We start from the raw sequence: 24,184 nt of genomic DNA on the forward strand, positions 1-24,184 counted from the left end.
TCTATTTTGGGCGGAGGCACCAAATCCGTACCTATGCAAAGACCTCTACCCCTAAAGAGGATTACCCGTTATGTTGGTATCATAACAGTTTTATGTAATCTTCATCTGTCTGTTATTTCACAAACCATCTATGTGGCTCCTTCCGGAAATGATGTTTCCGGCGACGGTACTGCGGGTAATCCTTACAGAACCATCACCCAGGGTATTGCTATCGCTTCAGCGGGTAATACCATCCAATTGGGCAGCGGCACATACAATGAACTGGTGGTGATCAATAAACCGGTTACCATCGATGGAGTGAATGCCGGCCAGACTACTGTAAACTATACCGGCACCATTGCTGATTACTCAACGGCCGGTACCGTACTGCCCACCTTGTTTAAAGTAACTGCGCAAAACGTGGTGATCAAAAATATCAACTTTATTGTACAGCTGAATATTGTCCACTCGGCCATACATACCTCTGGTGATGCTTCAGGATTGCAGGTACTAAACAATATTATTACAGCAAGTAGGAACGGGCTGCCTTCCTCTTTACCTGCTTTTACAGCCCTTGCATACGCAAGGACAAATGCCATTGCCCTGAATCCGTCTATTAGCTACGGCGCATCTAAATATAGCACTGCTCCCGCAGGCTTAAGTAATGTAAAAGTCTCCGGCAATTTTATTTCCGGAAGTACGCTTGCACAAAACGGTTTTGCGGATGCCGCTTTCAGGGCAGGTGTGTATGCCGATAATGCGTATGCTTTATTGGTGGGCGGCACCACAGCAGAGAAGAATACCATACAGACAGGTAACCATGATGTGATTATGCGGTTTTTTATGAATGGCGATGTTACCATCCGCAATAATGAGTTTAATGGTGGTGGAGTGGAATTGTCCACCTCCAATACCAGTACCGGCACCATCCTGGTGGATTCCAATTACTTCAATTTCCTGGCGCCCGCCGTACCCGCATATGCCCTGTTACGATTAATGAGTGGTAATATCAATAAGACCACCATTGTTAAAGGGAATACTTTTTACAATAGCAACTGGTATATCAGCCTGGGTAATTACAACACCGTGCTGGTGGACAGTAATTTCTTTACACCCGTTATCAAAGATCCGGGCGCCCACAATGATTTTCGTTTGATCACTGTCAACTCCAAGGTCATACAAACATCTGCCACTACCAAGGTCCTTAACAACGCTACCTTTACCCGCAACCAGTTTAACGGGGCAGCAGGGGCCAATGGAATAGCTATGGCTTTTTATAACCACGATGCTGTGGGCAGCTCCTTTGGTCTTTATTCAGTAGGAGGGCCGGGCAAGGAGAATAATTTCAACGCCAATATCAGCCGTTTTTTTTATGTAGATAACAGCAATGGACAGTCTACCACTTCCATGACGGGCAATTACCCGGAGTATAGTGGTGTTTTCAATACAACCACGGCATGGTGGACACAAAATATCCTGGCGCCTCAAAACTGGTATGAAATAGGGGCAGGCTCACCCATGAAGCCCGATGCGATGGATGCTGCTCAAAAGAATACATTAAATGCTATGATCACCGATCAGTTGGACGATGCCAGTATTGGCATGGTCTTGCTCTACAATATTTTGCTGGCCTTGCCGCCTGCCAATACCAATCCCCGTAGTACGCCACGGCAACCTGGCATAACGTATCAGCTGTATCCCAATCCCGTTACTACAAATTTGAATGCCCGGGTAGACACGCAAAAAAAGCAGCCTGTGCAGTTGCGGTTGTTCAATATGAACGGCCATTGTTTACAAACCAGGTATGGAACCAGTAACAATACCATTCAGTTGGAAATGACCAGGTGGCCGGCTGGTATATATACGGTAGAACTCGTAACAGCTGGTAGCAGCCGTGTGCAACAGATCATTAAACGATAGATTACAAAGGCCACCTGACTGCTTGCCTTTCTTTAGAAGACTTATAGATGGCATTGAACAGTTCTACTGTTCTTCTGCCATCACTGCCACTTACCAGCGGCTTGCGTTGTTCAATGACCGACAGGATAAAGTCCCGTTGCTGCAGCCGGATAAAATATTCTACCGGGTCCACTGTATTGAATAGGTGTGTGTCTTCTTCCTGCCATTGTTTCAGGGAGGTTTCTTCACCGGCGATCGTCCACAGGTCATTTAATGGCGGCTCCGTGATGGTCGACCGGCCCGGCAGGAACATGCTTCCCCCATCCGTTTGTACACCAGCTGTAGCGCCATTGGAGCCATGGATATGCACCTTGCCATAGATGCCTGGCTTTTGTGCATTGCTGACCATGATATTGGCCAGCGCGCCATTTTTAAACCGTACAATGGCTACCGCCGTATCGTCTACTTCAATATAAGGATGGTTGATATTGTTCCAAACGCCGTATAGCTCTTCAAACTCACTGCCCATAAACCATTGCAGCAGGTCAAGCTGGTGAGGCGCCTGGTTTACCAATACGCCGCCGCCTTCTGCTGCCCAGCTGCCCCGCCAGGGATCACTTTTATAGTAGGTCTCATCGCGCCAGCCATACATCACTACAAAACCCAGCATGGGGGTGCCCAGCTTGCCATCGTCAATGGCTTGTTTAATGCGCATGCAGGAAGGGAAAAACCTGCGCTGGCTGATCATGCCCAGTTGTTTACCGGCAGCAGCAGCGGCTGCTATCATTATATCACAATCCGCCAGGCTGATGGCCAATGGCTTCTCTACCAATACATGTGCGCCGTTTTCAAAAGCAGTAACAGCGGCAGCTTTGTGAGCAGGATGAGGCGTGCAAATAACCACCATATCTACTTTCTCCTGCCTGATCATGGTGGCAATATCCGTATAGGGTTGTGCCTGGTATTTGCCAGCGAAAGCCGTTGCCTTGTCCAGGCTGCGGCTTTGGACAGCTACCAATTCTGTTTCCCCGATATTCATCAATGCCTGCGCATGTACATGCGCCATTTTACCGCATCCAATAATGGCGGAGCGAAGTTTTTTCATAACCTGCCAAAGCTATATTTTTTTGGCATCCGGTTGTCGGCACAGGAAAAAATAGTTCATTATTCATACCGCAATGCCTCAATAGGGTCCAGCCGGGAGGCATTCCGCGCAGGGTAATAACCAAAGAACACCCCTGTAATGGCGCATACCAGGAACGACAGTACAATGGAGGATTCCGAGACCAGTGTAGGCCAGGAAAACAGCAGGGTGACCAGGTTGGCCGCCACAATGCCCAGTACCACACCAATGACACCGCCGGTGATGCTGATGAAGATGGCTTCTACCAGGAATTGAAGCAGAATGTCGATACCCCGCGCACCAATCGACATGCGCAAACCGATCTCTTTGGTGCGCTCCGTCACCGATACATACATGATGTTCATGATGCCGATGCCGCCCACCAGCAGTGAAATACCGGCAATGGCTGTCAGTAATACGGTGAGCAGTTCACTGGTAGAACTGATCGTACTGATCAGCTCAGCCTGTGTGCGAACCGTAAAGTCGTCGGGGTCGGTACTCTTTAACTTGTGCTGTTTGCGCAAAATGGCTGATATTTCAGTGGTGGCCAGCGCCGAGCTTTGCTCATCAATGGCCGAAGCGTAAATGGTTTGCACGTAGGTGATGGCCAGCAATCTTTTTTGTACCGTGGTATAAGGGGCCAGTATGATATCATCCTGGTCCTGCCCAAAAGCGTTTTCTCCTTTCTCTTCCAGCACACCGATCACTTTAAAGGGTATCTTCTTAAAGCGGATGTATTTGCCGATCGGGTCTTCGCCGCTGCCGAATATATTCTCTACGATCGTTTGCCCTATGAGGCATACTTTGTTGGCCGTCTTTACATCCTCATCCGTAAAATTGACACCGCTTTTCAATTTCCACTGGCGTATATCCAGGTAGCCCGGACTCACCCCCTGCATACTGGTGGGCCAGTTGAGCGCCGCATTGATCACCTGTCCGCTGGCGTTCACAGCGGGAGATACGTTCGTGATATATTGCGCTTGTGCTTCCATCGCTTTGGCATCTTCTACCGTTAAAGTTTGCAGCGAAGCAGCGCCCAGCCTGGCGCCGCCGCCCACAGTGGTATTGCTGCTGGGGCGCAGCGTGATCATGTTGGAACCCATGGTCGACAACTGGTCCCTGATGCTTTGTTTGGACCCCTGGCCAATAGCCACCATCGTGATCACAGACGCTACGCCAATGATGATGCCCAGCATGGTCAGGAAGGCACGCAGCTTGTTGCGCAGCAGCGCCCGCCAGGCAATTCTAAAAAGGTTGATCACATTCATGTTGCATGGTTTTAATAATCATCCTGGGTGGGTAAGGCGGCCAGCGCTTCCTGCGCCGATCGCACATTTTCATTGACGATATCTTTTACTACCCGGCCATCCTTCAGGGTGATCGTGCGGGAACTAAAGGCTGCTATATCTGGTTCGTGCGTCACGAATACGATCGTTTTCCCCTGTTGCTGGTTCAGCTCCTGCATCAGTGACATGATCTCGTACGAGGTGCGCGTATCCAGGTTGCCCGTTGCTTCATCCGCCAGTATCATTACCGGTTGATTGACCAGCGCCCGGGCAATGGCCACACGCTGCTGCTGGCCGCCCGACAATTGATTGGGCAGGTGATCCAGCCGGTCCGCCAGTTTAACCGCTTCCAGCGATCTAAGCGCCCGTTCATGCCGCTCTTTAGCTCCTACTTCTTTGTTGTAGAGCAAGGGCAGTTCTACATTCTCCAGCGCAGAAGTGCGCGCCAGCAGGTTGTAGGATTGAAACACAAAACCGATCTTCCGGTTGCGCAGCCTGGCCAGTTCATTGCGCGAGAGGTCTCTCACACTGATATTATCCAGCAGGAATTCTCCATCCGAGGGCTTGTCAAGGCAACCTAAAATGTTCAATAGCGTGGTTTTGCCCGACCCGCTGCTGCCCATGATCGTAACAAACTCACCCGCTTCAATTTGAAAGGACACGCCTTTTAAAGCGCGCACCGTTTCACTGCCCATTTTGAACTCACGTTTCAGGCCTTTTATGTCAAGGATCTTTGTAGCCATATTATACCGTATAAGGTTTCATTAATAATGCAGGCTCATCGCGGTGGTCGCGTGCCGCCGCCACTGCCGCCTCCTCCGCCGCCCCGGCCACCCGGACGCTGGGGCATGAACGGACTGGTTGATTTGGCCTTTGCTTTGCCTTTCAGCGTTTCATAGCCTGTTACCACTTCATCTTCCGTGCTGAGGCCCGATAGGATCTCCCGCTGCGTTTCATTCGTCATGCCCGTCATTACATGGTGAAGGATTAGCGCGCTGTCTTTCTTTACCCATACATAGCTTGGCTGGCCGGTGGTACGCACACTGGTATCCCTTTTATGCCTGGTGGTATCCCGGCGGTCCGGCGGAGAACCCGAATGCCTTTCCACCTTGTATATTTTCCGCAGCACCGTGTCGGGCTCAAAATTGAAAGCACTGGCCGATACCAGTAGAGCATGTTCTACCTCTTTGGTGTAAATGAAGATGCTGGCTGTCATGCCCGGCTTTAGCCGTTTGTCTGAATTGGGAGCATCAATAAGCGTGGTATAGGATACCACGTTGGCAGAAGTGGAAGGTTGTAGCCTGATCTCTTTCACCCGCCCGCTAAAAGTATCTTCCGGAAAAGCATCTACCGTGAAAATGACACGCTGCCCTTTTCCTACGTTGCCGATATCCGCTTCATCTACCGATGCCTGCACCTGCATATTGGTCAGGTCCCTGGCAATGCTGAAGAGCGTGGGTGTATTGAAACTGGATGCCACCGTTTGTCCCTCACTTACATTACGCGATAGAACAGTGCCGTCGATGGGCGAATAGATATTTGTAAAGGAGAGATTGCGTTTAGCCGAAGACAACTGCGCTGCCACACTGTTCACATTGTCTTTTGCCGCATTGTATTGGTACAGCGCAGTTTCCAGTTCCGCCTTGGCAATGGCCCCTACCTTGTACAGGTTCGACTGCCGCTCATAATTGCTTTGCTGGTACACCAGGTTCGACTTGGCCTGTTGCAGGTTGGCGTTGATCTGATCTACCTGTGCCTGCAGCAATACCTTGTCCAGCTGCGCCAGCAATTGCCCTTTTTTCACCGTACTGTTAAAATCAACCAACACCTTGGTGATCGTGCCTGATACCTGCGAGCCGACGGCTACCGTATCCACCGGCTGCAAAGTGCCTGTAGCCGTTACCGTATTGGCAATCGTTCCATAATGTGGTTTTTCCGTATTGAGGACAATGGTGGTTTTTTCTTCCCTGAATTTCCAGTACCATATACCCACGCCTGCAGCTACCAGCACCAACACCCAGATGAGCCATTTAATTTTTTTCATGGTAGATCCTTTTTATGTCCGTTGTCAAATTGATTTAGAATGTGATGGGCACACCCGCATAGAAGTCATATATTTTGCCATACAGTATGCTGCTGTATTTGGCTTGTATGTATGCCTGTGTGGCCTGTACATACGTATTTTTCTGTTGTAACAATTCTACCAGGTTCACCGATCCGTATTTTAATTGTTCGTTGGTGATATTGTAGGTTTCTTCACTGGCTTTCATTTGCGTATTGGCAGCAGTGTATTGCGCCAGCGCGTTCTGCCAGCTGATGTATACCTGCTCTATTTGTTGGTTCAGCGTGTTCCTGGTATCCAATTGAGCAAGCCTTGCCTGTTCAATGAGGATATTGTTTTTGGCAATATTGGTTTTGTTGATCCGCTTATTATAAATAGGAACGCTCATATTGATGCCCAGGGATTGGTAGAAATTATTGTTCAGTTGCTTTAGATAAGGGTTTGCCTGGTTATCTGAGTAGCCCGTAGAGAGCGAAGCGCCCAGGCTAATGGTTGGCCTGGTACCTGCTTTCACTTTGGCCAGGTTGGCCTCCGCCAGTTGTACCGCTACTTCGCTGTTCTCGATCTCGGGTCTTGTTTGCTGTGCCGTTTCCTGTGTTTGAATAAGTCCCTGTCCTTCGGCATCTACCTTCACAGCAGGGGGAACGGTGACCTCGAAGTTGTAAGTAGAAGGCAACAGCAGCAATTGTTTCAATACCAGGGTATTTTGCCGGAGGGTATTATTGGCGTTGACCAGGTTGTATTCATCCGAAGCTACCTGCGATTCAAATTGCAGGAAGTCTTTACGCGAAATGCTGCCGGCATCAAACTGTTGTTGTCCTTGCTTCAATTGGGCGCGGGAGGTGGCCAGTATCTCTTCCATGTACACGATATTCTCTTTGGCCAGCAGGATATTCAGGAACGCCTGGGTAATGCTGAGGGTAATATCATTTTCGGTTTCCTGCACATTTAGGTTGGCTGCTTTTAACGACAGCTCTTTTGCCTTGATATCATTCTTCAGAAAACCGCCATTGAACAGTACAATGGACGAACTGAGGGAGTAGTTGCTGCTGAAATTGGCCTGTGTCTGGAAGCCGCCTACTACCGGATCGGTATTGGTACTGTTGACCAGTGATTGCGACATAGCCCCCGACAGGCTGGGCAGTTTGGCTGCTTTCGATTGCAGCAGGTCTTCGTTGGCGGAGCGGCTGCTTAGCTTTTGCGTATTGATAGTGATGCTGTTCTGCCGGGCATAAGCAATGCTGTTCTCCAATGTCCAGTTCACCGGAACACGCTGCAGGAGTGTATCCTGGGCATTTACAAACATAGAACTGCCTGCCGTGAGCATTAAAATGATCATTACTTTTTTCATATCCCGAAAATATTAGAGTAGTTAGGTTGGGGACAGCAAAGCGGTTAGGAGTGGGGTATCCTGTAAACGGTATGTATCTGGGCTGGGGGAATCAGTCAGCCGGTACAGCCGTTTATATTAGTTATTCATTGAATATACGAAATCATATCCAATCAACTTGTTATCGTTTGGTGATTAAGGGGTTCGTTAAAGATTATGTTTGACTTTACAAGGGTAGAATGCAAATCATATACCCGGCCCTTTGTACCTTTATCAGGCCCCGGTCTCTGACAAGGACCTGTAATTATATCCACTCAACTTTGCCCATCGTATGAATATCCCTGCAGCTCTAAGCCTGATCTTTTTGCTGGCTGTCTATGCCTGTTCCAGCCCTACCGGAACTGATCAGGTTATTAAAAAAAGTGATGCCGCCATTGTTTATGCAAAAGAACCTGTTGACAGTGCCAACTATAAACATCTGAAATATGATTTCTATATAAGTAAAAACGGACAGCTTTATGAGCGTAAGCGGGTACTGGCAAAAGATACTGCCTGTCACTGTGAGTTTGAGTTGTACTACGACAGCACTTTTCCCATCTATAACGGGGATACCACTATTAATAAGCCGCTTCAGTCGATAGTAGATATAGATTCTTTTGTTTGGTTGGATTCAACCGAATACTCAAAGGATAAAAACAATGTATATTACTTTTATGGAAATTCGGATGGTGGCATTAGAGTGATAGTAGACAAGGCTGATCCTGCCACTTTTAAAAGACTTGGGGAGTATCGCTGGGGTATTGACAAAGATCATGTATTCTACCAGGGCGAAATGCTGAAAGGCCTCAACGTACAAAAGCTACAGGTATTGATCCCACCAGATACTGCTGATCCCTTTATTGAATATGTAAAAGACGATAGCCTGGTATTTTACGGGCATCAAATAGTAGCGGGTGCTGACGCCAAAACCTTTAAGGTGGTAAGCGGCGAAAAATGGGCAGCAGAAGATAAGCATTATAAATATGAGACCGGCAGGCGTTATTAAACCTTGCCCAGCCGTATAAACAAGGGGACATAGATCGCCGCCTGCCGGGAAAAGAGATCTTTAGCCATAAACAAATTAATTAGTCGGTTAGTCAGTAAGTCCGAAAGTCGGTAAGAAATACAGTGACTGCTTCTTCTCTTCCGGACTTGCGGACTTCCGGCCTTCCGGACTTTTCCATATCAAGCGATATGTTTGAGCTGACTGATGGTCGCTTTGGGATCTTTTGATTTGAACACCGTGCTGCCTGCTACCAACACATCTGCGCCAGCCTGTACAATACTGGCGGCATTTTCGAGGGTGACGCCGCCATCTATCTCGATCTTCGTATTCAGTGCCCGTTCATCGATCATACGGCGAAGCTCCTTAATCTTATGTAAAGTGTGCAGGATAAAGGATTGACCGCCAAACCCCGGGTTCACACTCATAAGCAATACTACATCTATATCATCCAGTATATCCTTGAGGCTGTCAACCGGCGTATGCGGATTGAGCGATACCCCTGCCTGCATACCCAGCGATTTGATATGTTGTACTGTCCTGTGCAGGTGCGTACAGGCTTCTATATGTACCGTGAGGATATCTGCCCCGGCTTTCTTAAATGCTTCCGTATACCGGTCGGGTTGTATGATCATCAGGTGCACATCACATACCTTTTTGGTAGTGGTACGGATCTGTTCAATGACCGGCAGTCCAAAACTGATATTAGGTACAAATACACCGTCCATTACATCCAGGTGAAACCATTCGGCCTCACTTTCATTCAGCATGGTGCATTCCTCCTGTAGTTTCAGAAAATTAGACGCTAGTAAAGAAGGCGCTACTATTGGCATGTGGTAAAGTTGATGTGTTAACTGGTGGAAAGGTTTATCGGTTAGCAGGTTCTAAATAATTATCCTTTCAACCTTTTGATCGCATCACGGGCTTCCTGCAAATTTTTATCCAGGGAAAGCGCCCGCTGATAATTCTGTAAGGCCTGGTCATTCTGGTGAATAGCTTCGTAACAGCGGGCCATCCAGAAATAAGCATCGGCGCTCGTATTGGAGACCGTAGCCGCCATCCTGAAAGTTTCCATCGCTTTATCATATTGTTTCTGGTCATATAACACGATGCCCTTTTCGATATAGGCATCTGTAAATTTCCAGTTGCGTTTGATGCAATCCTCAAACTGCTCCAGGGCCGCTGCATATTGTTTGGTATCGGAATAATAAACCCCTTTCAGGAAACTGGCTTCATTGATATACGTAGTATCACGGGCGATCAGCGCGTCGCACAGCGCCAGTGTTTTGGGACTTTTGGTATTGGCATAGAGGTTGGCCAGCGAAAGCCCTGTATAATTGATGGGTTGTAATGCGTAGGACCGTTCCAGCGCCTGCAGCGCGGCGGCAGTATCCTGCAGTTGCACCAGCAGGTTGCCTTTCTCGTACCAGGTCTCAAAATCCAGGGAATCTTTGGCCAGCAACTGGTTGTATTGGTCCAGCGCTTCTTCATTGGCGCCTGCCTGGGCATATACTTCACTCAGCCGGCGGCGGAAACTGTTATTGTCCGGATACTTTTCAATACACTGTTTTAACAGGCTAACCGCCGTTCCCGGCTGATCAACCAACATCAGGTTGGAAATGTATTGCAGTGCTGTACCTTCGGCCGGCGCCAGTTGCCAGGCTTTCTCATAATCGGCCGTAGCCACCTCATGCAGGTTGTTTTGAGACAGGCGTACGCCCCTGGCCAGGTACAGGTCGGCATTCTGGGGAGCCGCTTTGATGCTGTCTGTCAATCCTGCGTAAGGAGGTTTTGATAATAACTGGCCGATCTTATCCGTATTGCCTTGCTTACAACCTGCTATCAACAGGCCCAGCAAACAATATCCCATGGTTTTCCATCTCTGTATCATATGACAAAACTAACCGATTTTGGGGATGTCCCTTATGACAATATTCTGACAAATGAGGGCCGTCTCCAAAATACCTTTGCACCCGCTGCTATGGCAGGTTTTGATTAAAAAATGAATACAATGAAACAACTCCTTTCCTTTTTACTGACAGGTATCCTGGTTTTTGTAGCCATCACTGCTTTTAAGCCCTACACATCACTCCCTCTTACAGCTACTTCCACCGGCGATACCTTGCAGTACCCCGAAGAAACACATTTTAAGAATATTCAGCAACTAACTTTTGGCGGTGATAATGCCGAAGCCTATTTCAGCTTTGATGGTAAATACCTCATCTTCCAGCGCACCAATGCCAAAGAAGGCCTTGCCTGCGACCAGATGTTCATCGGCAAAGTTCCTGCCAGGGGGGAGAAATTTGAATACAAACTGGTCAGCACCGGAAAAGGACGCACCACCTGCGGCTTTTTTACCAAAGATGGCAAGCATATCATATATGCTTCTACCCACCTGGGCGGCCCTGATTGTCCCCCGGTGCCCGATCGTTCCAAATATGGCAACAAATACATCTGGCCTCTCTACGCCAGCTTTGATATTTTTATGGCCGACCTGGATGGCAAAATAGTTAAACAACTCACCAGGTCTAAAGGATATGATGCCGAAGCCACCCTGTCGCCCGACGGCAACAAAATGATCTATACCAGCGTAAAGGATGGAGATATCGACCTCTATATCATGGACCTGAAAACGGGTAAGGAAAAACGCATCACCAATACCCTGGGTTATGATGGCGGCGCCTGGTTTAGTCCCGATGGCAAAAAGATCATTTGGCGGGCTTCCCGTCCTGCCACCCCCGAGGCGGTTAAAGAATACAAAGACCTGTTGGCCGAAAACCTCGTAGCGCCTACCAATATGGAAGTGTGGGTAGCCAATGCCGATGGCAGCAATGCCCACCAGGTCACTGCTTATGGACAGGCCAACTGGGCCCCTGCTTTTATGCCCGATAGCAAACGCATCATCTTTGCGTCTAACCATGAATACAAAAGAGGATTTCCCTTCAACCTGTATACCATCAACGAAGATGGTACCAACCTGCACAAGATCAGCCGGGATAAAGGATTCGATGCCTTCCCCATGTTCAGCCCCAATGGAAAGAAATTTGTCTTCTGCAGCAACCGCAACAATGGCGGTACCCGCGATACCAATATATTTTTAGCCGATTGGGTTGAATAGACCGTTTCGGGTTCAGTGTGTCGTGTTTTAGGTTGCTGCCGCACCTTACAAATGCTGGGTCGACACAAACTCCCGGGCAGGCAATTGATCTGTCAACAATTAAATGACTGTTTGTACAGCTACACCGGAGCAACGCTAAACACTGAACCCGAAACCCGAAACAGAATTATTCAGTTTTGGGTTGTAGCTTTGGCGGGATTTTGAAATTCTACACCTCAAATTGTCTAATATGTATACAGGTCTGCTTCATTTGCACAATCTCCTTCGCTGGGTAATCCTTATTTTATTGTTGGTGGCATTGTTCCGTCACCTTACCGGTATGAATAAAAAGACATTGGTAAGTGCCGGTGATAAAAAGGTAGACCTGTTCCTGATGATTGCTGCGCACACCACTTTCGTGATTGGTTTGTACCAGTGGATCGCTGGTCCCTGGGGATTGAAACTGATCCAGAGTGTGGGTATGGGAGAAGTGATGAAGAACAGTGCTTATCGTTTTTGGGCTGTGGAGCATATTACCGGTATGCTGATCGCCATTGTGCTGATCACCATTGGCCGTGGTAAAGTAAAAAGGGCTGTTGATTATACAGCCCACAAAAAGGCCTTCTGGTTCTTTTTATTCGCCCTCATCATTATCCTGGTTTCTGTGCCCTGGCCTTTCCGCGAAGCCATAGCAAGACCCTGGTTTCCCGGTATGCCCGTGTAATAAAAAGGCTGTTAGCCATTAATAAAGAGCTGTTAGCTATTAGGTATTAGCTGTTAGCAAATTGCTGACAACAACACCTAATAGCTATTTTTTTACAGCTAATAGCTAACCGCCAATGCCCAAAGGCTAATACCTAAAAGCTAAAGGCCAATAGCTATTTCTCATGGCTATACTTTCGTGATCACATAATACATCTTGCCCATGGGGATTACCCGTTTGATCACCTGTCCCGTTGATTTCTCTATCCAGGTCATGCCATCCGGCGCCAGGTTGCCATTGCCCGTTTTTACCACATAACAAAAGGTTACTTTCCCCCATGTTGAATTAAGAATGTCTTCTCCTACATACTCTACCTGCCAGGGGTCCATGCCATTCCGCTCAAAAGTGTAGGTATTCAGTGTTACCCGGAATCCTTTTTTATAGGGCAGCAGTCCAAATACATAATCCAGCAGGTTGGAGTCAAAATAACCTTCTTCCATTTTGTGGAGCGTGTCTGTCTTTTTACCCCCTTTATCGGCTACTGCATGTACTTCTGCGGCACGAAAATCAAGGTTCATATTCATGAAGTGCGGAGTCGTTACCATCCGCATGCGTACCGGTGCCAGGGAGCTGATTTGGGCAATGGTGGAATCCAGCAAGCTGCGGCCATCCGGCAATTGGTACTGCTGGGTGAGTATTAACCAGCCTTTGGCGCTATTGACCGATACCGTATGCCGGCAGGTAAATTCACTCATGATCCTGCCACTGGAATCCGTGGTAGCGATCTTGTACAAGGTCACACCCGGTTTGATCAGGTCATAGCGGATGGAGGGATCTCCTGCTTTGAACACCGTCTGACACCGGGCAATATGGGTGGTTAGTAAAATCATGACTAATAAGATTATCTTATCCATAATGGTTATTTTAGGATACAAAAATGAACAGTGGCCGGCAGGGCAACAAACCCATTCAACTGTAGCACCTTTATTTTCAATGCATAATGGTATTGATTAAACGGGTGTATCCATTGAAGAAAAGCACCTATTGGTTGAAAGCAGCCGGGTAGAAACAACAGGGTCCGCTAAATTTGAACTGTATGAAATTATTCAAACGGGGATTTTCCATTGTACAGGGACAGGTGGTTGCCTGGGTCTTCATTACCCTGCTCATGTTCCTGCTTTTCTTCCATGAAGGTGAGTCGCCGGTCGAAGGGGCTGTGTATGCTGTTTGCAACGCTGTTTTTTATGGCGCCGTGATCTATGTCAATGTGCTGTGGCTGGTGCCTTATTTTTACAGGCGGAAGAAAAAGTGGCTGTATGTGTTGATGGTGTTCTTATTGCTGGCCCTGGCCACCTGGTCCCTGGTGCAGGCCGAAGTATTGATAAAGCGCCTCTTCTTTACGCAGGAAATGCCGGCTGCCGGTAAAAAAGAAGGCGTTCCCTTGAGGTTTTACATGATCGTCTTCTTCCTCAATGTGCTTGTTTTTCTATTCAGCCTGCCCTTACGATTGGCCTTTGATTATTTCACCATGCGCAAACAACAGGCCCAATTGCAGCGGCGTACAGCCGAGGCCGAACTTAACCTCCTTAAAGCACAGGTGCAACCCCATTTCCTGTTCAATACCCTCAACAATATCTATTTTGTAGCCCAGCGCGAATCGCCCACTACAGCGGAATTGCTGGAACGCTTGTCCAATATCATGCGCTACTTTGTGGATGAAGGCCCCAAGGAGAAAATACTGCTCACCAGGGAAATAGATTTTATCCGCGATTATATACACCTGGAGAAGATGCGCATGCGCCATCCCATGCAGATTGACTTCGAAATAAGTGGAGAACCTGCCGGTGTAAATATTCCTCCCATGTTATTGATACCTTTGGTGGAGAATGTGTTTAAGCATGGCATTAATAAACGAAGCGAAGAGAACCTGCTGGTTTTGAAATTAACTATCCATGCCACCCATCTTGAAATGGAAGTACGCAACAGGATATTTGAAGAACTGGAGCCCATGCAGAACGGTGGCAATGGCCTGGCCAACCTGCGGTCGAGGCTGGATTTGTTGTATGGACAACAGTACCGGTTGCAAACAGACAGGAAGGACGGTTTCTTTTTGGCATACCTAAATATCCCCTTGTGAGTACCATTACCTGCCTGATAGTGGATGACGAGCCCAATGCCGTGCAATTGCTGGAAGATTATATCCGCAAAGTGCCTTTCCTGCAATTGAAGGCCAGGTGCTACGATGCTTTTGAAGTGTTGGAATTCCTCAAGTCCGATAAGGTGCAGCTGATCTTTATGGATATCAATATGCCTCAGTTGTCGGGCATGGACCTGGCCGCTCTACTGCCCAAAGACCAGCACATCATCTTTAGCACTGCCTATGCCAATTATGCTTTAGAGGGATATGAATACAATGCCGTGGATTACCTGCTGAAGCCCGTTACTTTCAAACGTTTTATGCAGGCTGTTACCAAGGCGCAATCCTTGTTTACCCAACCCCGGCAGGAAGCAGTCATCAGAGAAGCACCTGCTGCTCCGGAATATATCTTTGTGAAATCAGGCAAGCAGCTCATCAAGGTGGAATATGACAAGGTGTTGTACCTCGAAGCCCTCAAAGAATACGTAAATATTGTAACCAGCGATAACAAGATGATGGTCTACAAGCGCATGAAAGAACTGGAAGAACAATTGCCGGCTAATTTCATCCGTATCCACAATTCCTATATTGTCAATATCGACCACATTCAGCATATTGCCGATAACCAGGTGGTCATCGGTAAAATGAAATTGCCTGTCAGCGCCTCTTACCGCGACGCATTCTTACAACTGGTAAATAAACGGCTACTGTAAGAGAAGCTGCTAGCTTTTAGGTATTAGCAGTTAGCCAAACCCAATCGCGAAAGGCTAAAACCTAACTCCTAAAAGCTAACAGCTATTCCTTCATGGCTTACTTGTTCTGCCGGGAGAAGATCTTGCTCACGATCTTCCATTCCCCGTTTACCTTCAGCAGGTTCATATAATCATTCATGATCACCTGCGCAGTTTCGATCCTGATCTTGGCCTGTGCGGCATTACCTTCTATATTCAGACTGATGATCTCTATTTTCCGGTCCGTTTTGGTGGTATTGCTTTTTACCCGGGCTATGAACTCTGCGATCGGTACATCTTTAAACTCTCCGCTCTGGTAATCGATGTACTTCATAGTTGCCGATGGATGAAACGCTTTCTCCAGGCGGTTGCCATCTCCGCTCATATAGTTTTCGAGACAGGTTCGTACTGCGGCCTCCTCAGTACTTGTTTGTGCCAGCATGGTAGTGGGTTGAGTGAATAATAAGGCGCTTATCATCAATAGCGTAGTGAATAAACATTTCATGGTGCGTGGTATTAAGTGGTGAAAGTTTTACGGAGTGTTGTAACGAACGCCAGCATATCGTCCTGCGTACCGATGCTGATCCTGGCCCATTTGCCTTTTTCTTCTACGATACGGCCTACACGGATATTGTTGTTGGCCAGCGCCTTCAGGAAATCCCCTTTGTCTTGCTGCAGCGAATAATAGAGGAAATTGGTATAGGAAGGGATGAAGGGCAGTCCGGCCGCTTTGAGCGCTTCCGCCGTATAGCCACGCACTGCCGCATTGTTCTTTTTCGAGGTCAGCAGAAAGTCTTTATCATCCAGCGATGCCAGCGCGCCGGCTACCGACACCGCACTGGGGCCTGCATTCGCCCAGGGTTGCAGCGCGGTAAGCTGCTGGATGAGATCGGGGTGCGCCAGCGCATACCCGATGCGGGCGCCTGCCATGCCGTGTATCTTGGAAAAGGTTTTGGCGATCACCAGTCGCTTGTTACTGGCCAGTAGGGGTGCCAGAGAGGGCTCTTCTGTATATTCCAGGTAGGCCTCATCCAATAATACCAGGGCCTTTTGAGAAGCTGCTATAATGAAGCTGCTGAGGCGATCGGCAGCTACGATCGTACCCGTAGGGTTGTTGGGATTGCATACGTATACCAGCCTGGTATCGGGCGTGATCTTGCTCAGCATGGCGGGCAGGTCATGTTCCTTGCCGGCTGTCAGCGGCACTTCAATGACCTGCATGCCCTGTTGTTGCGCCACCGTCCACCACAGGTTGAAGGTGGGTGTGGCGCTGATCATATTGCCGGGTTGCAAAGCAGCAAAGCTGGCTACCAGTCCCAGTATCTCCGAAGAGCCGGCGCCCATCAGCACATGGTCTTTGCTCAGTTGGTATTGCTGACCGATCTTTTCACGCAGCGTGGTCGTCTGTTCCCAGGGATAGCGGTTGGAACCTGCAATGGCAGCCGCCATAGCAGTACGTGCGAGAGGCGAAGGGCCGTAAGGATTTTCATTGGCATGTAACCGGATAGAGACAGCCGGTGGCGGGTAGATCATCTTCTCGCCGTGAAACAGCGAAGGAATAAAGCCGGTGGCAGCAAGCGCCATCGAGGTTTGCTTCAGCCATTCGCGGCGGGCAATTGCATTTTTCATACTAACAGTTTTGGACAACAATATTAATCCCGTCACCTGCCCGTACAAAAACACTTCGCTGGCCCGCTTTCTTTTTTCGACCTTTCGGGCACCTGCTTAACCGTCGAAAATAACCGGCTTACTGTCGAAGCAGTGGGTGGTAATAAGCTTGTTTCCGGCAATTTGCGTATTTTGACACCATGACTGTGCCATCAGTAGATACGATGTTACGCAAGAAACTGCTGCGCATCCAGGCAGCCGTGTGGGGATTCTTTTATATCTTCCTCGTACTGTATTCCATACAGAAATGGGAGAAACCTGTGTATGGTATCCTATCTGTAACAGTTGCCACCCTTACTTACATGGTTGCTGTATATGGCAATGCCTCCTGGCTGATACCCCGGTTTTACCAGGCCAACCGCAAAACACAGTACTTCCTTTATGCCACCCTTTTCCTGGGAGCACTGGTAATTATCAGGATGTATGCAGAACAGCAGGTGTTGCTACCCATGCATGCTGCCTTTTATTCCATGGGTTTGCCGCATTTTTCCTTCGTCTTCATCACCAACTTCCTGGCCTTTATGTTTGGTGCCCTGCTGCGCATTTCAATTGATTATATCCACCTGCTGCGTAAGCAGGAGGAAATGCGCAACCAGCAACTGGCTGCTGAGCTCAACCTGTTGAAAGCACAGGTACAGCCCCATTTCCTGTTCAATACCCTCAACAATATCTACTACCTCGCTTATACTAAAAATGAGCGTACGGCAGAAGTGGTGGCCCGCCTCTCCGATATCATGCGCTATTTTGTTGACGAAGCACCCAAAGAAAGAGTGCCCTTGCTCACCGAAATAGATTTCCTCGAAAACTATATGGAACTGGAACAGATACGGATGCTGCACCAGGCGGCCATCGTATTTGACAGGGATGCTATCAATGATTCCCTCATCATTCCCCCTATGCTGATGATCCCCCTGGTGGAGAATATCTTCAAACATGGCGTCGATAAATCAGTGGCGCAAAATGACGTGGTGATCAGGTTGGAGCAACAGGATGGTTACCTGCATTTTATTACCAGCAACAGCCATTACAACCACGAAAAAAATGGAAAAGGCGGACTGGGCCTCACCAATCTGCGCAAGCGGTTGACATTATTATACGGAAATGATTTTACTTTGACTACAGAAAAGACCGATCAATGCTTTACAGCCACCCTCAAATTTCCTGTAGCATGACGATAAACTGCCTGGTCATAGATGATGAACCGTATGCTGTAAACCTGTTGGAAGAATACATCAGCCAGGTTCCTTACCTGCAACTCCTGCACAAATGCTACAATGCACTGGAAGCACTCAACTACCTGAAGCAGGTGCGGCCTGACCTTATTTTCCTCGATATCAATATGCCCCACCTGTCGGGCATGCAGCTGGCCACCCTGCTGCCTGCCGATCAGCCTTTTATTTTTACCACCGCCTATTCCGAATTTGCCGTAGACAGCTATGAAAAGAATGCGATCGACTACCTGCTCAAGCCCATCACCTTCGAGCGGTTCCTGATGGCCATTAATAAAGTGGCTAAGCTGAGTACCACCCCTGCGGGACAGCCTATTACTACGCCGGGCGCGCAGAAGTTATTTCTCAAAACAGGCAAAGCCATTGTTCAACTGGAATACGACGATGTATTGTTGGTGGAAGGGCTCAAGGACTATGTTGTATTCCATACCAAAGAGGCTAAGCACGTAGTGTACAAGCGTATGAAAGACCTGGAAGAAACATTGCCCGCCAATTTCTCCCGCGTGCATTTATCCTACATCGTTAACCGCGATCATATACGCAGAATTGAGGACAACCATGTACACATTGGTACAGAGCGCATCCCCGTAAGTGAAAAATACCGCGAAGTATTCCTGTCACGCATCAACAAAGGACTCCTGTAAAGAGCGGCTTATAAACCTGACAGGTTTTTATTCAATGATCCGGCACAAATCCATAAGTGTCACAATGCATCACCTGTGGTTCAAATTCCAGCAGGTATTGCTTATCCTCGTCATAGTACCTGGCTTTTTCAATCTGCTCACCGGCAAAAGCCTTGATGCTATCGTAGTTGTCCCACCATGATACCGTCCAGATATGCGTAATATCGCCTTCTGTGCGTTGCCAGATCTGTGCACCGAGGTTGCCCGGTGTGGCCAGGTAATCCGGTATGCCCGTATCAATTACATATTGCCTGTAAACAGCTGCATGTTCCGTTTGTGTGCGGCCATGCCAAATGCGGGTGATCATATCAGTGTAGATTTAGATTGTTTTACTTTTTTATCCGATGTAGCTGCCTGCTGCGGCATATTCACCAGCAATACACCGCTTAGGATGACTACCAGCGCAATCACCTGTATATGACTCACCGGTTCACTGGCTATCCATGCGCCCAGCAATAAAGCCACTACCGGATTCACATATTCATAGGTGCTTACCTGCGCCGCTGGTCTTATGGTCAATAAAAATAGGTAAGATTGATAGGCTACGATAGAGCCCATCACGATGAGGTATATCAACGCCAGCCAGGAATTGACAGACACCTCCTTCCATACGATGGAATGGTGGTCTCCGGCCATCAGGCTTACAATGCCGGTGAATACCCCGGCCGCCAATAGCTGAATACCGGCATTCACCAACAGGCTGTTGCCTGCCGGCCGGTACTTGGAACAGAGCGAACCAATGGTCCAGCCGATACCTCCTGCAATAATCACCAGGATACTGGCGAGGTATTTACCGGTCCCGCCGCTGACAGCAGCGCTGGGGCCAAACCCAAACAGGATGGCCACACCGGCAAAACCGATCAGCAACCCCACAATGATCCTTTTATTGGAGAAATAATAGCCCCATTGTTTTCTGTCCAGTAGTACAAACCAAAAGGGAAGAGAACTCACAATGATCGCGGCCAGACTGCTGGGCAAATACTGCTCCGCCCAGGTTACCGATACTGTGCCGCCAAACAACATGAGGATACCATACAGCATATTTTTCCCGATTACCTTGCTGTCGGGCATCGGTTGTTTTTTCCAAACACACCATCCCACTAACAATAGGCCGGCGGTGAGGAAGCGCAGCGCCGACATCAGAAAAGGGGGGATATCTTTAATTGCCACCTGGATAGCCAGGTAGGTAGAGCCCCATATGATATAAATAGCGGCAAATGCCAGTATTACAGTCCATTGAGTACGTTTCATGCTATACTTTTTTTCTGTCCTGGTACAGGAATGCTATTGCAATACCTGTTCCATCAGCCAGCCGGAGTACAGCGACTACTGTTGTATTGACTTTATGCAAACCGGATTTTTTGAATACCGCAGTTTCAGAAGGGTGGAGGAAGCCCCTCCGCTTATCGAAAGCAAGCTACGAGCAACGAGATCGAGCCTCGAGCTGATGCAGCGAAGAACCAGGTTTACAGCACAAAAGTGTTTTTTGCTCGCAGCTCGCCGCTCATAGCTCGCCGCTGTTTTACCTTACCAGCGTTACAGTCCCTTTTTGCGTATAAACCGTGCCGGTATAATCTGTAGCTCTTACTGCCCAGACATAGATGCCGGCCGACTGCGCTTTGCCGCCAATCGTTCCATCCCAGCCATTGGCGCCGGAAGTGGTGCTATACACCAGCTGCCCCCAGCGGTTGTAGACATTGAAATATTCTACGTTTTGCATGCCCGCTGCTACAAACCGGAACACATCATTGTTCCGGTCACCGTTGGGCGAGAAGGCACTGGGCACAAAAATAGAAGGCCGTGTTTTAAAGACCTTTACCTGTACAAAGGCAGAGTCAACACAATTGGCTTCGTTGTAGACCATTACCTTATAATTGATGCCATTGGAGGGGGTAAAATGCGTGACGATGGGATTGGGAATATCCGTAGCCGAAAGACCTTCGCCGGGACTCCAGTTGTACCGTACCCCGCCACTGGCTTTTAGTTGAAGCGGTTGCCCGATCACAGCCGCCGTATCATGACCGGCAAATGCAAGGATATCGGGCAATACCGTTACCAGCACAGAATCCAGGCCGGCTTTGGGACAGCCCCTGTTATCATAGGCAGCCAGGATGTAATTGGTAGTGCCGGGAGGTTTGGCCACCGGGTTAAGAATGGTGCTATTGCTCAGGCTGGCGATAGGTGACCACTGCACTGTTTTACCATCTGTGCTGCCATTCAATTGAACCGCTGCGTCATAACAGATCATCACATCGGGGCCCGCATTGGCCAGCGGGTAGGGTACCGTAGTGACCGCTACATCTCCCAGCGCAGAGCAGCTGCCAATAAAAGCGGTCACCTTATACAGCGTATTGAAGGTGGTGGTAGCTGTGGGGAAGGCGATATAGGGATTGGGCATCTGCTGTGCCGGTGTCCATTCATAACGCAGGCCATCAGACTCAAGGTGCAACAAGATGGCATCTCCCTGGCAAATGATCGTATCGTCCATAACCCGTAGCGTTACATGGTCTACCACACGCACCTTCACTGAATCACGGTTGAGGCAGCCGTTGTCATCAAGGTTCACATAGTAATGCATGGTGGATGTGGGAGAGACCGTAGGCGTGGCTGAATTGGCGTTGATAATATTCACGCCGGGTGTCCAGCTGAATACACCGCTCCCCGAAGCCTTTAACTGTACCGCATCCGGGATACAGATCAGCGTGTCACGAAAGGCCAGCGTGATGGGAGGTTTGTCTACGATCTGTACCGGCTTCACCAGCGTATCGATACACCCTTTCGTATTCGTGACGATCAGTTGCACATTTTTCAGTCCCAGCGAGGAATACGTATACGTGGGGTGTTGATCTGTAGCAGTGGCCGTAGGATCGCCGGGTTGTCCAAAATCCCAGTGCCACCCATCCACCAGCCCATACCTTGTACTGGTGGCATCCGTAAACTTCGTGGGTTTATTGACACAAATGCCGGCGAAGCTAAACGCGGGTACAAATCCTGGATATACCCTGGCGAGGGTGGTGGAAGAGTCTGCACATTGACCATTCCGGTTGATCACCAGTTTCACCTGGTAGGTGCCCGTGTCGGCAAAAGTAAAAGAAGGGGTGGGTGCTGCCGAGGTGTAGATCGTTGTTCCCCCGGTGGTGGCGATCTCCCAGTTATAACTATTGATCAATGGGCTGTTGGAGAAATTGACCAGGTTGATCGTCTGCGTATTATCACACAGCATATACCCGGGCGGCAGTGAGGCCGCAGCTACATTACAGGAAGTGATCTTTATTTGCAGGTCTTTGCGTTGTATGGCGATCACCTTGTGATCACGTATTTCCTGCACACACACCGTTACTACATATGTGCCTTCCGGTGGCGCGATGCCCGTGATCATGCCCGTAGAGGAATTGATCTTTACTTTATTGCCCAGCGGGGAGCCCCCATTATAACCATTGCCGTAGGGCACTGAATAGTAGGGTGGGGGATTGGGTGGGGTAGCATTACCGCCTCCGCCAATAGAGCCGCCTACATAAGCTTCGCAAAATGAATAGAATAACTCATCATCGTCTCCATCCGAAGCAGCGAAGCTGTACGAAAAAGTATTGTTGGCACAAACAACCACCATGTCGCTGCCTGTAAAACGGGCGCTGTGGTTTTTGGGCCCATCAGGATGGGCATTCGTGCCGGGAATTTCACCACAGTAGGTGGCCCCCACATTGCTGTAGCCGCTTGTCAGGTTACTGATGCCATTAACCCGGTAGTTCACCTGCGTAGATATGACGTATCCATCAGGAGAAGCCGGCAGCGTCACGTCAAATTCATAATACCCTACGCGGTAACAAACAGCTGGGGGATTGGTAATGCAGGGGCCTGCATCCGTCAGGTTCAGCGTTTCCTGGTGACTGAGTGGCACCGATACATCCTGGATACGGGCGCCGGAAGCTTTGTTGAAAATGCCTATGATACCGGGATTGCTGAATTGCCGGTTGCTGAAGCAATCCATAAAGAGCTTGACAGTAACGTGATAGCGGAATTGGCCGTTGGCCGAGCTGATAAGCGTATAATAGGTTTCACCGCCGGTGATATGGTCTGCACGGGCGTTAAAAAATGTCACAAGGAAGAGAATGGCAAAGTAGCTTCTCCTCATGCAACAGTTTCCATTGGTATATACAATGGATGGCAGCAATGACTATAGATTTGGTGGGTAAAATCCTTGCGTGTCTCTTCTACCCTTAATATACGACTTTTTGAAGAGAAGGTTGGCCGGCCCGCAATAAAGTTTTCTAGTGTCAGGCTTTACGGGAGAACATAAAAAGACAGAATAGCAGAACTGCGATCAGGAGGTAAGTACCAGGCTGTGCAAAATTGAAGGTGTAGCCAAACCACCTCGCTCTTTTAGGAACAAGTATCCGCTTGTCCTCCTTGTTGAAATAGAAGGTATTCCAGCGGTAATGGGTGTTGTCGTCAACCGGGTCTGTCATACCTTACTAAGGTACGACAAAAATCAAGTGCCCTTATCTTTTCCCCAGTTCGATCACCTTACAGTCTTTCATGTTTTTCCCATCTATTACAAAGGTGATCAGCGTTCTTATTTTGTGCCAGCCTTCCCTGCCGGCGGCGCCGGGATTCATATGCAGGCAGTTCAGTTTGTCATCGTATATCACTTTAAGGATATGTGAGTGGCCGGCAATGAACAGTTGGGGCGGACGGGCAGTAAGCTCTTTTTTTACCGCAGGATTGTACCGGGGCGGGTAGCCGCCGATATGCGTCATGTACACTTCTACCTCTTCACACTTCCAGCGCAGACTTTCCGGGTATACACTACTGATCTCATTGCCGTCGATATTGCCGTACACTCCTTTCAACGGCTTGAAATCACTCAATTGTTTAGCAATGGCCAGGGTGCCAAAATCCCCTGCATGCCAGATCTCATCACAAGCCTCAAAATGTTTAAAAACCGCAGGGTCCAGAAAACTATGTGTGTCTGAAATAAGTCCGATACGTGTCATGCAGGAATGAAATATGACAGCAAATATAGTAAGTCTCCTGCAGCAGCGTGATCCCGGTTCCCTGGCACGTTGCTGCTGAAGGCCATACAAAGAAAAACAATAACACACAGGCAGGAAAAACAGGCCTGCACGATATTCTAAATACAATAACAAAGCTTTATTGAGCGCAAAGGAAGTATTGATTATTTTAGGTTTAATATTGTAGTGGTTCTATAACCTGT

General features: G+C 48.5%; 23 protein-coding genes. 8 read left to right on the forward strand and 15 right to left on the reverse strand.

Going from position 1 to position 24,184, the window contains the following annotated elements; all coding sequences use genetic code 11:
* Positions 1–33: 33 nt before the first annotated feature.
* Positions 34–1,899 (forward strand): T9SS type A sorting domain-containing protein, encoded by a 1,866-nt coding sequence (locus D3H65_RS31090; RefSeq protein ID WP_162915894.1) that lies wholly within the window; start codon positions 34–36, stop codon positions 1,897–1,899.
* 1 nt (position 1,900) lies between these two features.
* On the opposite strand, the gene D3H65_RS31095 is transcribed toward D3H65_RS31090, so the two are convergent.
* The 5 genes from D3H65_RS31095 to D3H65_RS31115 are packed head-to-tail and all read right to left on the reverse strand — an operon-like array spanning position 1,901 to position 7,700.
* On the reverse strand, positions 1,901–2,983 hold the full coding sequence (locus tag D3H65_RS31095) for a Gfo/Idh/MocA family protein (protein ID WP_119054048.1): 1,083 nt from the start codon (positions 2,981–2,983) through the stop codon (positions 1,901–1,903).
* A 59-nt stretch (positions 2,984–3,042) separates the two neighbouring features.
* On the reverse strand, positions 3,043–4,269 hold the full coding sequence (locus D3H65_RS31100) for an ABC transporter permease (RefSeq protein ID WP_119054049.1): 1,227 nt from the start codon (positions 4,267–4,269) through the stop codon (positions 3,043–3,045).
* 11 nt (positions 4,270–4,280) lie between these two features.
* Entirely contained in the window at positions 4,281–5,030 is a 750-nt protein-coding gene (locus D3H65_RS31105; protein WP_119054050.1) for an ABC transporter ATP-binding protein, read from the reverse strand.
* A gap of 35 nt (positions 5,031–5,065) precedes the next feature.
* Positions 5,066–6,331 carry an efflux RND transporter periplasmic adaptor subunit gene (locus D3H65_RS31110; protein ID WP_119054051.1) on the reverse strand — a complete coding sequence of 422 codons (1,266 nt, stop codon included), beginning with the start codon at positions 6,329–6,331 and terminating at the stop codon, positions 5,066–5,068.
* Positions 6,332–6,365: 34 nt separating this feature from the next.
* A complete protein-coding gene (locus D3H65_RS31115; protein ID WP_119054052.1) occupies positions 6,366–7,700 on the reverse strand; it encodes a TolC family protein in 1,335 nt (444 codons plus the stop codon).
* Between the two features lie 310 nt (positions 7,701–8,010).
* On the opposite strand from D3H65_RS31115, the gene D3H65_RS31120 reads away from it, so the two are divergent.
* Positions 8,011–8,724 carry a DKNYY domain-containing protein gene (locus tag D3H65_RS31120; protein ID WP_119054053.1) on the forward strand — a complete coding sequence of 238 codons (714 nt, stop codon included), beginning with the start codon at positions 8,011–8,013 and terminating at the stop codon, positions 8,722–8,724.
* A 179-nt stretch (positions 8,725–8,903) separates the two neighbouring features.
* Here the strand turns inward: D3H65_RS31120 and rpe are convergent, their stop codons facing one another.
* Entirely contained in the window at positions 8,904–9,554 is a 651-nt protein-coding gene (gene rpe, locus D3H65_RS31125; RefSeq protein WP_119054054.1) for a ribulose-phosphate 3-epimerase, read from the reverse strand.
* 59 nt (positions 9,555–9,613) lie between these two features.
* Positions 9,614–10,612 carry a tetratricopeptide repeat protein gene (locus D3H65_RS31130; protein WP_119054055.1) on the reverse strand — a complete coding sequence of 333 codons (999 nt, stop codon included), beginning with the start codon at positions 10,610–10,612 and terminating at the stop codon, positions 9,614–9,616.
* Between the two features lie 120 nt (positions 10,613–10,732).
* On the opposite strand from D3H65_RS31130, the gene D3H65_RS31135 reads away from it, so the two are divergent.
* Positions 10,733–11,839, forward strand: coding sequence for a TolB family protein (locus D3H65_RS31135; protein ID WP_119054056.1), 1,107 nt, complete (start codon positions 10,733–10,735; stop codon positions 11,837–11,839).
* A 229-nt stretch (positions 11,840–12,068) separates the two neighbouring features.
* The gene (locus tag D3H65_RS31140; protein ID WP_119054057.1) at positions 12,069–12,542 is read left to right on the forward strand and encodes a DUF2768 family protein; all 474 of its coding nucleotides are present in this window, start codon (positions 12,069–12,071) and stop codon (positions 12,540–12,542) included.
* 167 nt (positions 12,543–12,709) lie between these two features.
* On the opposite strand, the gene D3H65_RS31145 is transcribed toward D3H65_RS31140, so the two are convergent.
* Positions 12,710–13,435 carry a DUF3108 domain-containing protein gene (locus D3H65_RS31145; protein ID WP_162915895.1) on the reverse strand — a complete coding sequence of 242 codons (726 nt, stop codon included), beginning with the start codon at positions 13,433–13,435 and terminating at the stop codon, positions 12,710–12,712.
* Positions 13,436–13,617: 182 nt separating this feature from the next.
* Here D3H65_RS31145 and D3H65_RS31150 point away from each other — a divergent pair, with 182 nt between their 5' ends.
* Together D3H65_RS31150 and D3H65_RS31155 are read left to right on the forward strand one after the other, a co-directional pair.
* Complete coding sequence (locus tag D3H65_RS31150) at positions 13,618–14,658, forward strand: sensor histidine kinase (protein ID WP_119054059.1); 1,041 nt, start codon at positions 13,618–13,620, stop codon at positions 14,656–14,658.
* On the forward strand, positions 14,655–15,371 hold the full coding sequence (locus D3H65_RS31155; protein WP_119054060.1) for a LytR/AlgR family response regulator transcription factor: 717 nt from the start codon (positions 14,655–14,657) through the stop codon (positions 15,369–15,371). The genes D3H65_RS31150 and D3H65_RS31155 overlap by 4 nt, the downstream gene beginning before the upstream one ends.
* Positions 15,372–15,468: 97 nt before the next feature.
* On the opposite strand, the gene D3H65_RS31160 is transcribed toward D3H65_RS31155, so the two are convergent.
* Together D3H65_RS31160 and D3H65_RS31165 are read right to left on the reverse strand one after the other, a co-directional pair.
* The gene (locus tag D3H65_RS31160) at positions 15,469–15,894 is read right to left on the reverse strand and encodes a nuclear transport factor 2 family protein (protein WP_119054061.1); all 426 of its coding nucleotides are present in this window, start codon (positions 15,892–15,894) and stop codon (positions 15,469–15,471) included.
* A gap of 11 nt (positions 15,895–15,905) precedes the next feature.
* The gene (locus D3H65_RS31165) at positions 15,906–17,018 is read right to left on the reverse strand and encodes a pyridoxal phosphate-dependent aminotransferase (protein ID WP_119054062.1); all 1,113 of its coding nucleotides are present in this window, start codon (positions 17,016–17,018) and stop codon (positions 15,906–15,908) included.
* Positions 17,019–17,197: 179 nt separating this feature from the next.
* On the opposite strand from D3H65_RS31165, the gene D3H65_RS31170 reads away from it, so the two are divergent.
* Together D3H65_RS31170 and D3H65_RS31175 are read left to right on the forward strand one after the other, a co-directional pair.
* Positions 17,198–18,229, forward strand: coding sequence for a sensor histidine kinase (locus D3H65_RS31170; RefSeq protein ID WP_119054063.1), 1,032 nt, complete (start codon positions 17,198–17,200; stop codon positions 18,227–18,229).
* The gene (locus D3H65_RS31175; protein ID WP_162915896.1) at positions 18,226–18,930 is read left to right on the forward strand and encodes a LytR/AlgR family response regulator transcription factor; all 705 of its coding nucleotides are present in this window, start codon (positions 18,226–18,228) and stop codon (positions 18,928–18,930) included. Before D3H65_RS31170 ends, D3H65_RS31175 begins: the two co-directional genes overlap by 4 nt.
* A 31-nt stretch (positions 18,931–18,961) precedes the next feature.
* On the opposite strand, the gene D3H65_RS31180 is transcribed toward D3H65_RS31175, so the two are convergent.
* The 5 genes from D3H65_RS31180 to D3H65_RS31200 all read right to left on the reverse strand — a co-directional run bounded on the left by D3H65_RS31180 (position 18,962) and on the right by D3H65_RS31200 (position 23,963).
* A complete protein-coding gene (locus tag D3H65_RS31180) occupies positions 18,962–19,276 on the reverse strand; it encodes an antibiotic biosynthesis monooxygenase (RefSeq protein ID WP_119054065.1) in 315 nt (104 codons plus the stop codon).
* Positions 19,273–20,220 (reverse strand): EamA family transporter, encoded by a 948-nt coding sequence (locus D3H65_RS31185; protein WP_119054066.1) that lies wholly within the window; start codon positions 20,218–20,220, stop codon positions 19,273–19,275. The genes D3H65_RS31180 and D3H65_RS31185 overlap by 4 nt, the downstream gene beginning before the upstream one ends.
* 271 nt (positions 20,221–20,491) lie before the next feature.
* Positions 20,492–23,068, reverse strand: a complete 2,577-nt coding sequence (locus D3H65_RS31190) for a T9SS type B sorting domain-containing protein (protein WP_162915897.1) — start codon at positions 23,066–23,068, stop codon at positions 20,492–20,494.
* 175 nt (positions 23,069–23,243) lie between these two features.
* Positions 23,244–23,435, reverse strand: a complete 192-nt coding sequence (locus D3H65_RS31195) for a DUF5808 domain-containing protein (protein ID WP_119054068.1) — start codon at positions 23,433–23,435, stop codon at positions 23,244–23,246.
* A gap of 33 nt (positions 23,436–23,468) precedes the next feature.
* The gene (locus tag D3H65_RS31200; RefSeq protein ID WP_119054069.1) at positions 23,469–23,963 is read right to left on the reverse strand and encodes a metallophosphoesterase family protein; all 495 of its coding nucleotides are present in this window, start codon (positions 23,961–23,963) and stop codon (positions 23,469–23,471) included.
* Positions 23,964–24,184: the final 221 nt, after the last annotated feature.

The sequence above is a fragment of the Paraflavitalea soli genome (assembly GCF_003555545.1).
Lineage (GTDB): Bacteria > Bacteroidota > Bacteroidia > Chitinophagales > Chitinophagaceae > Paraflavitalea > Paraflavitalea soli.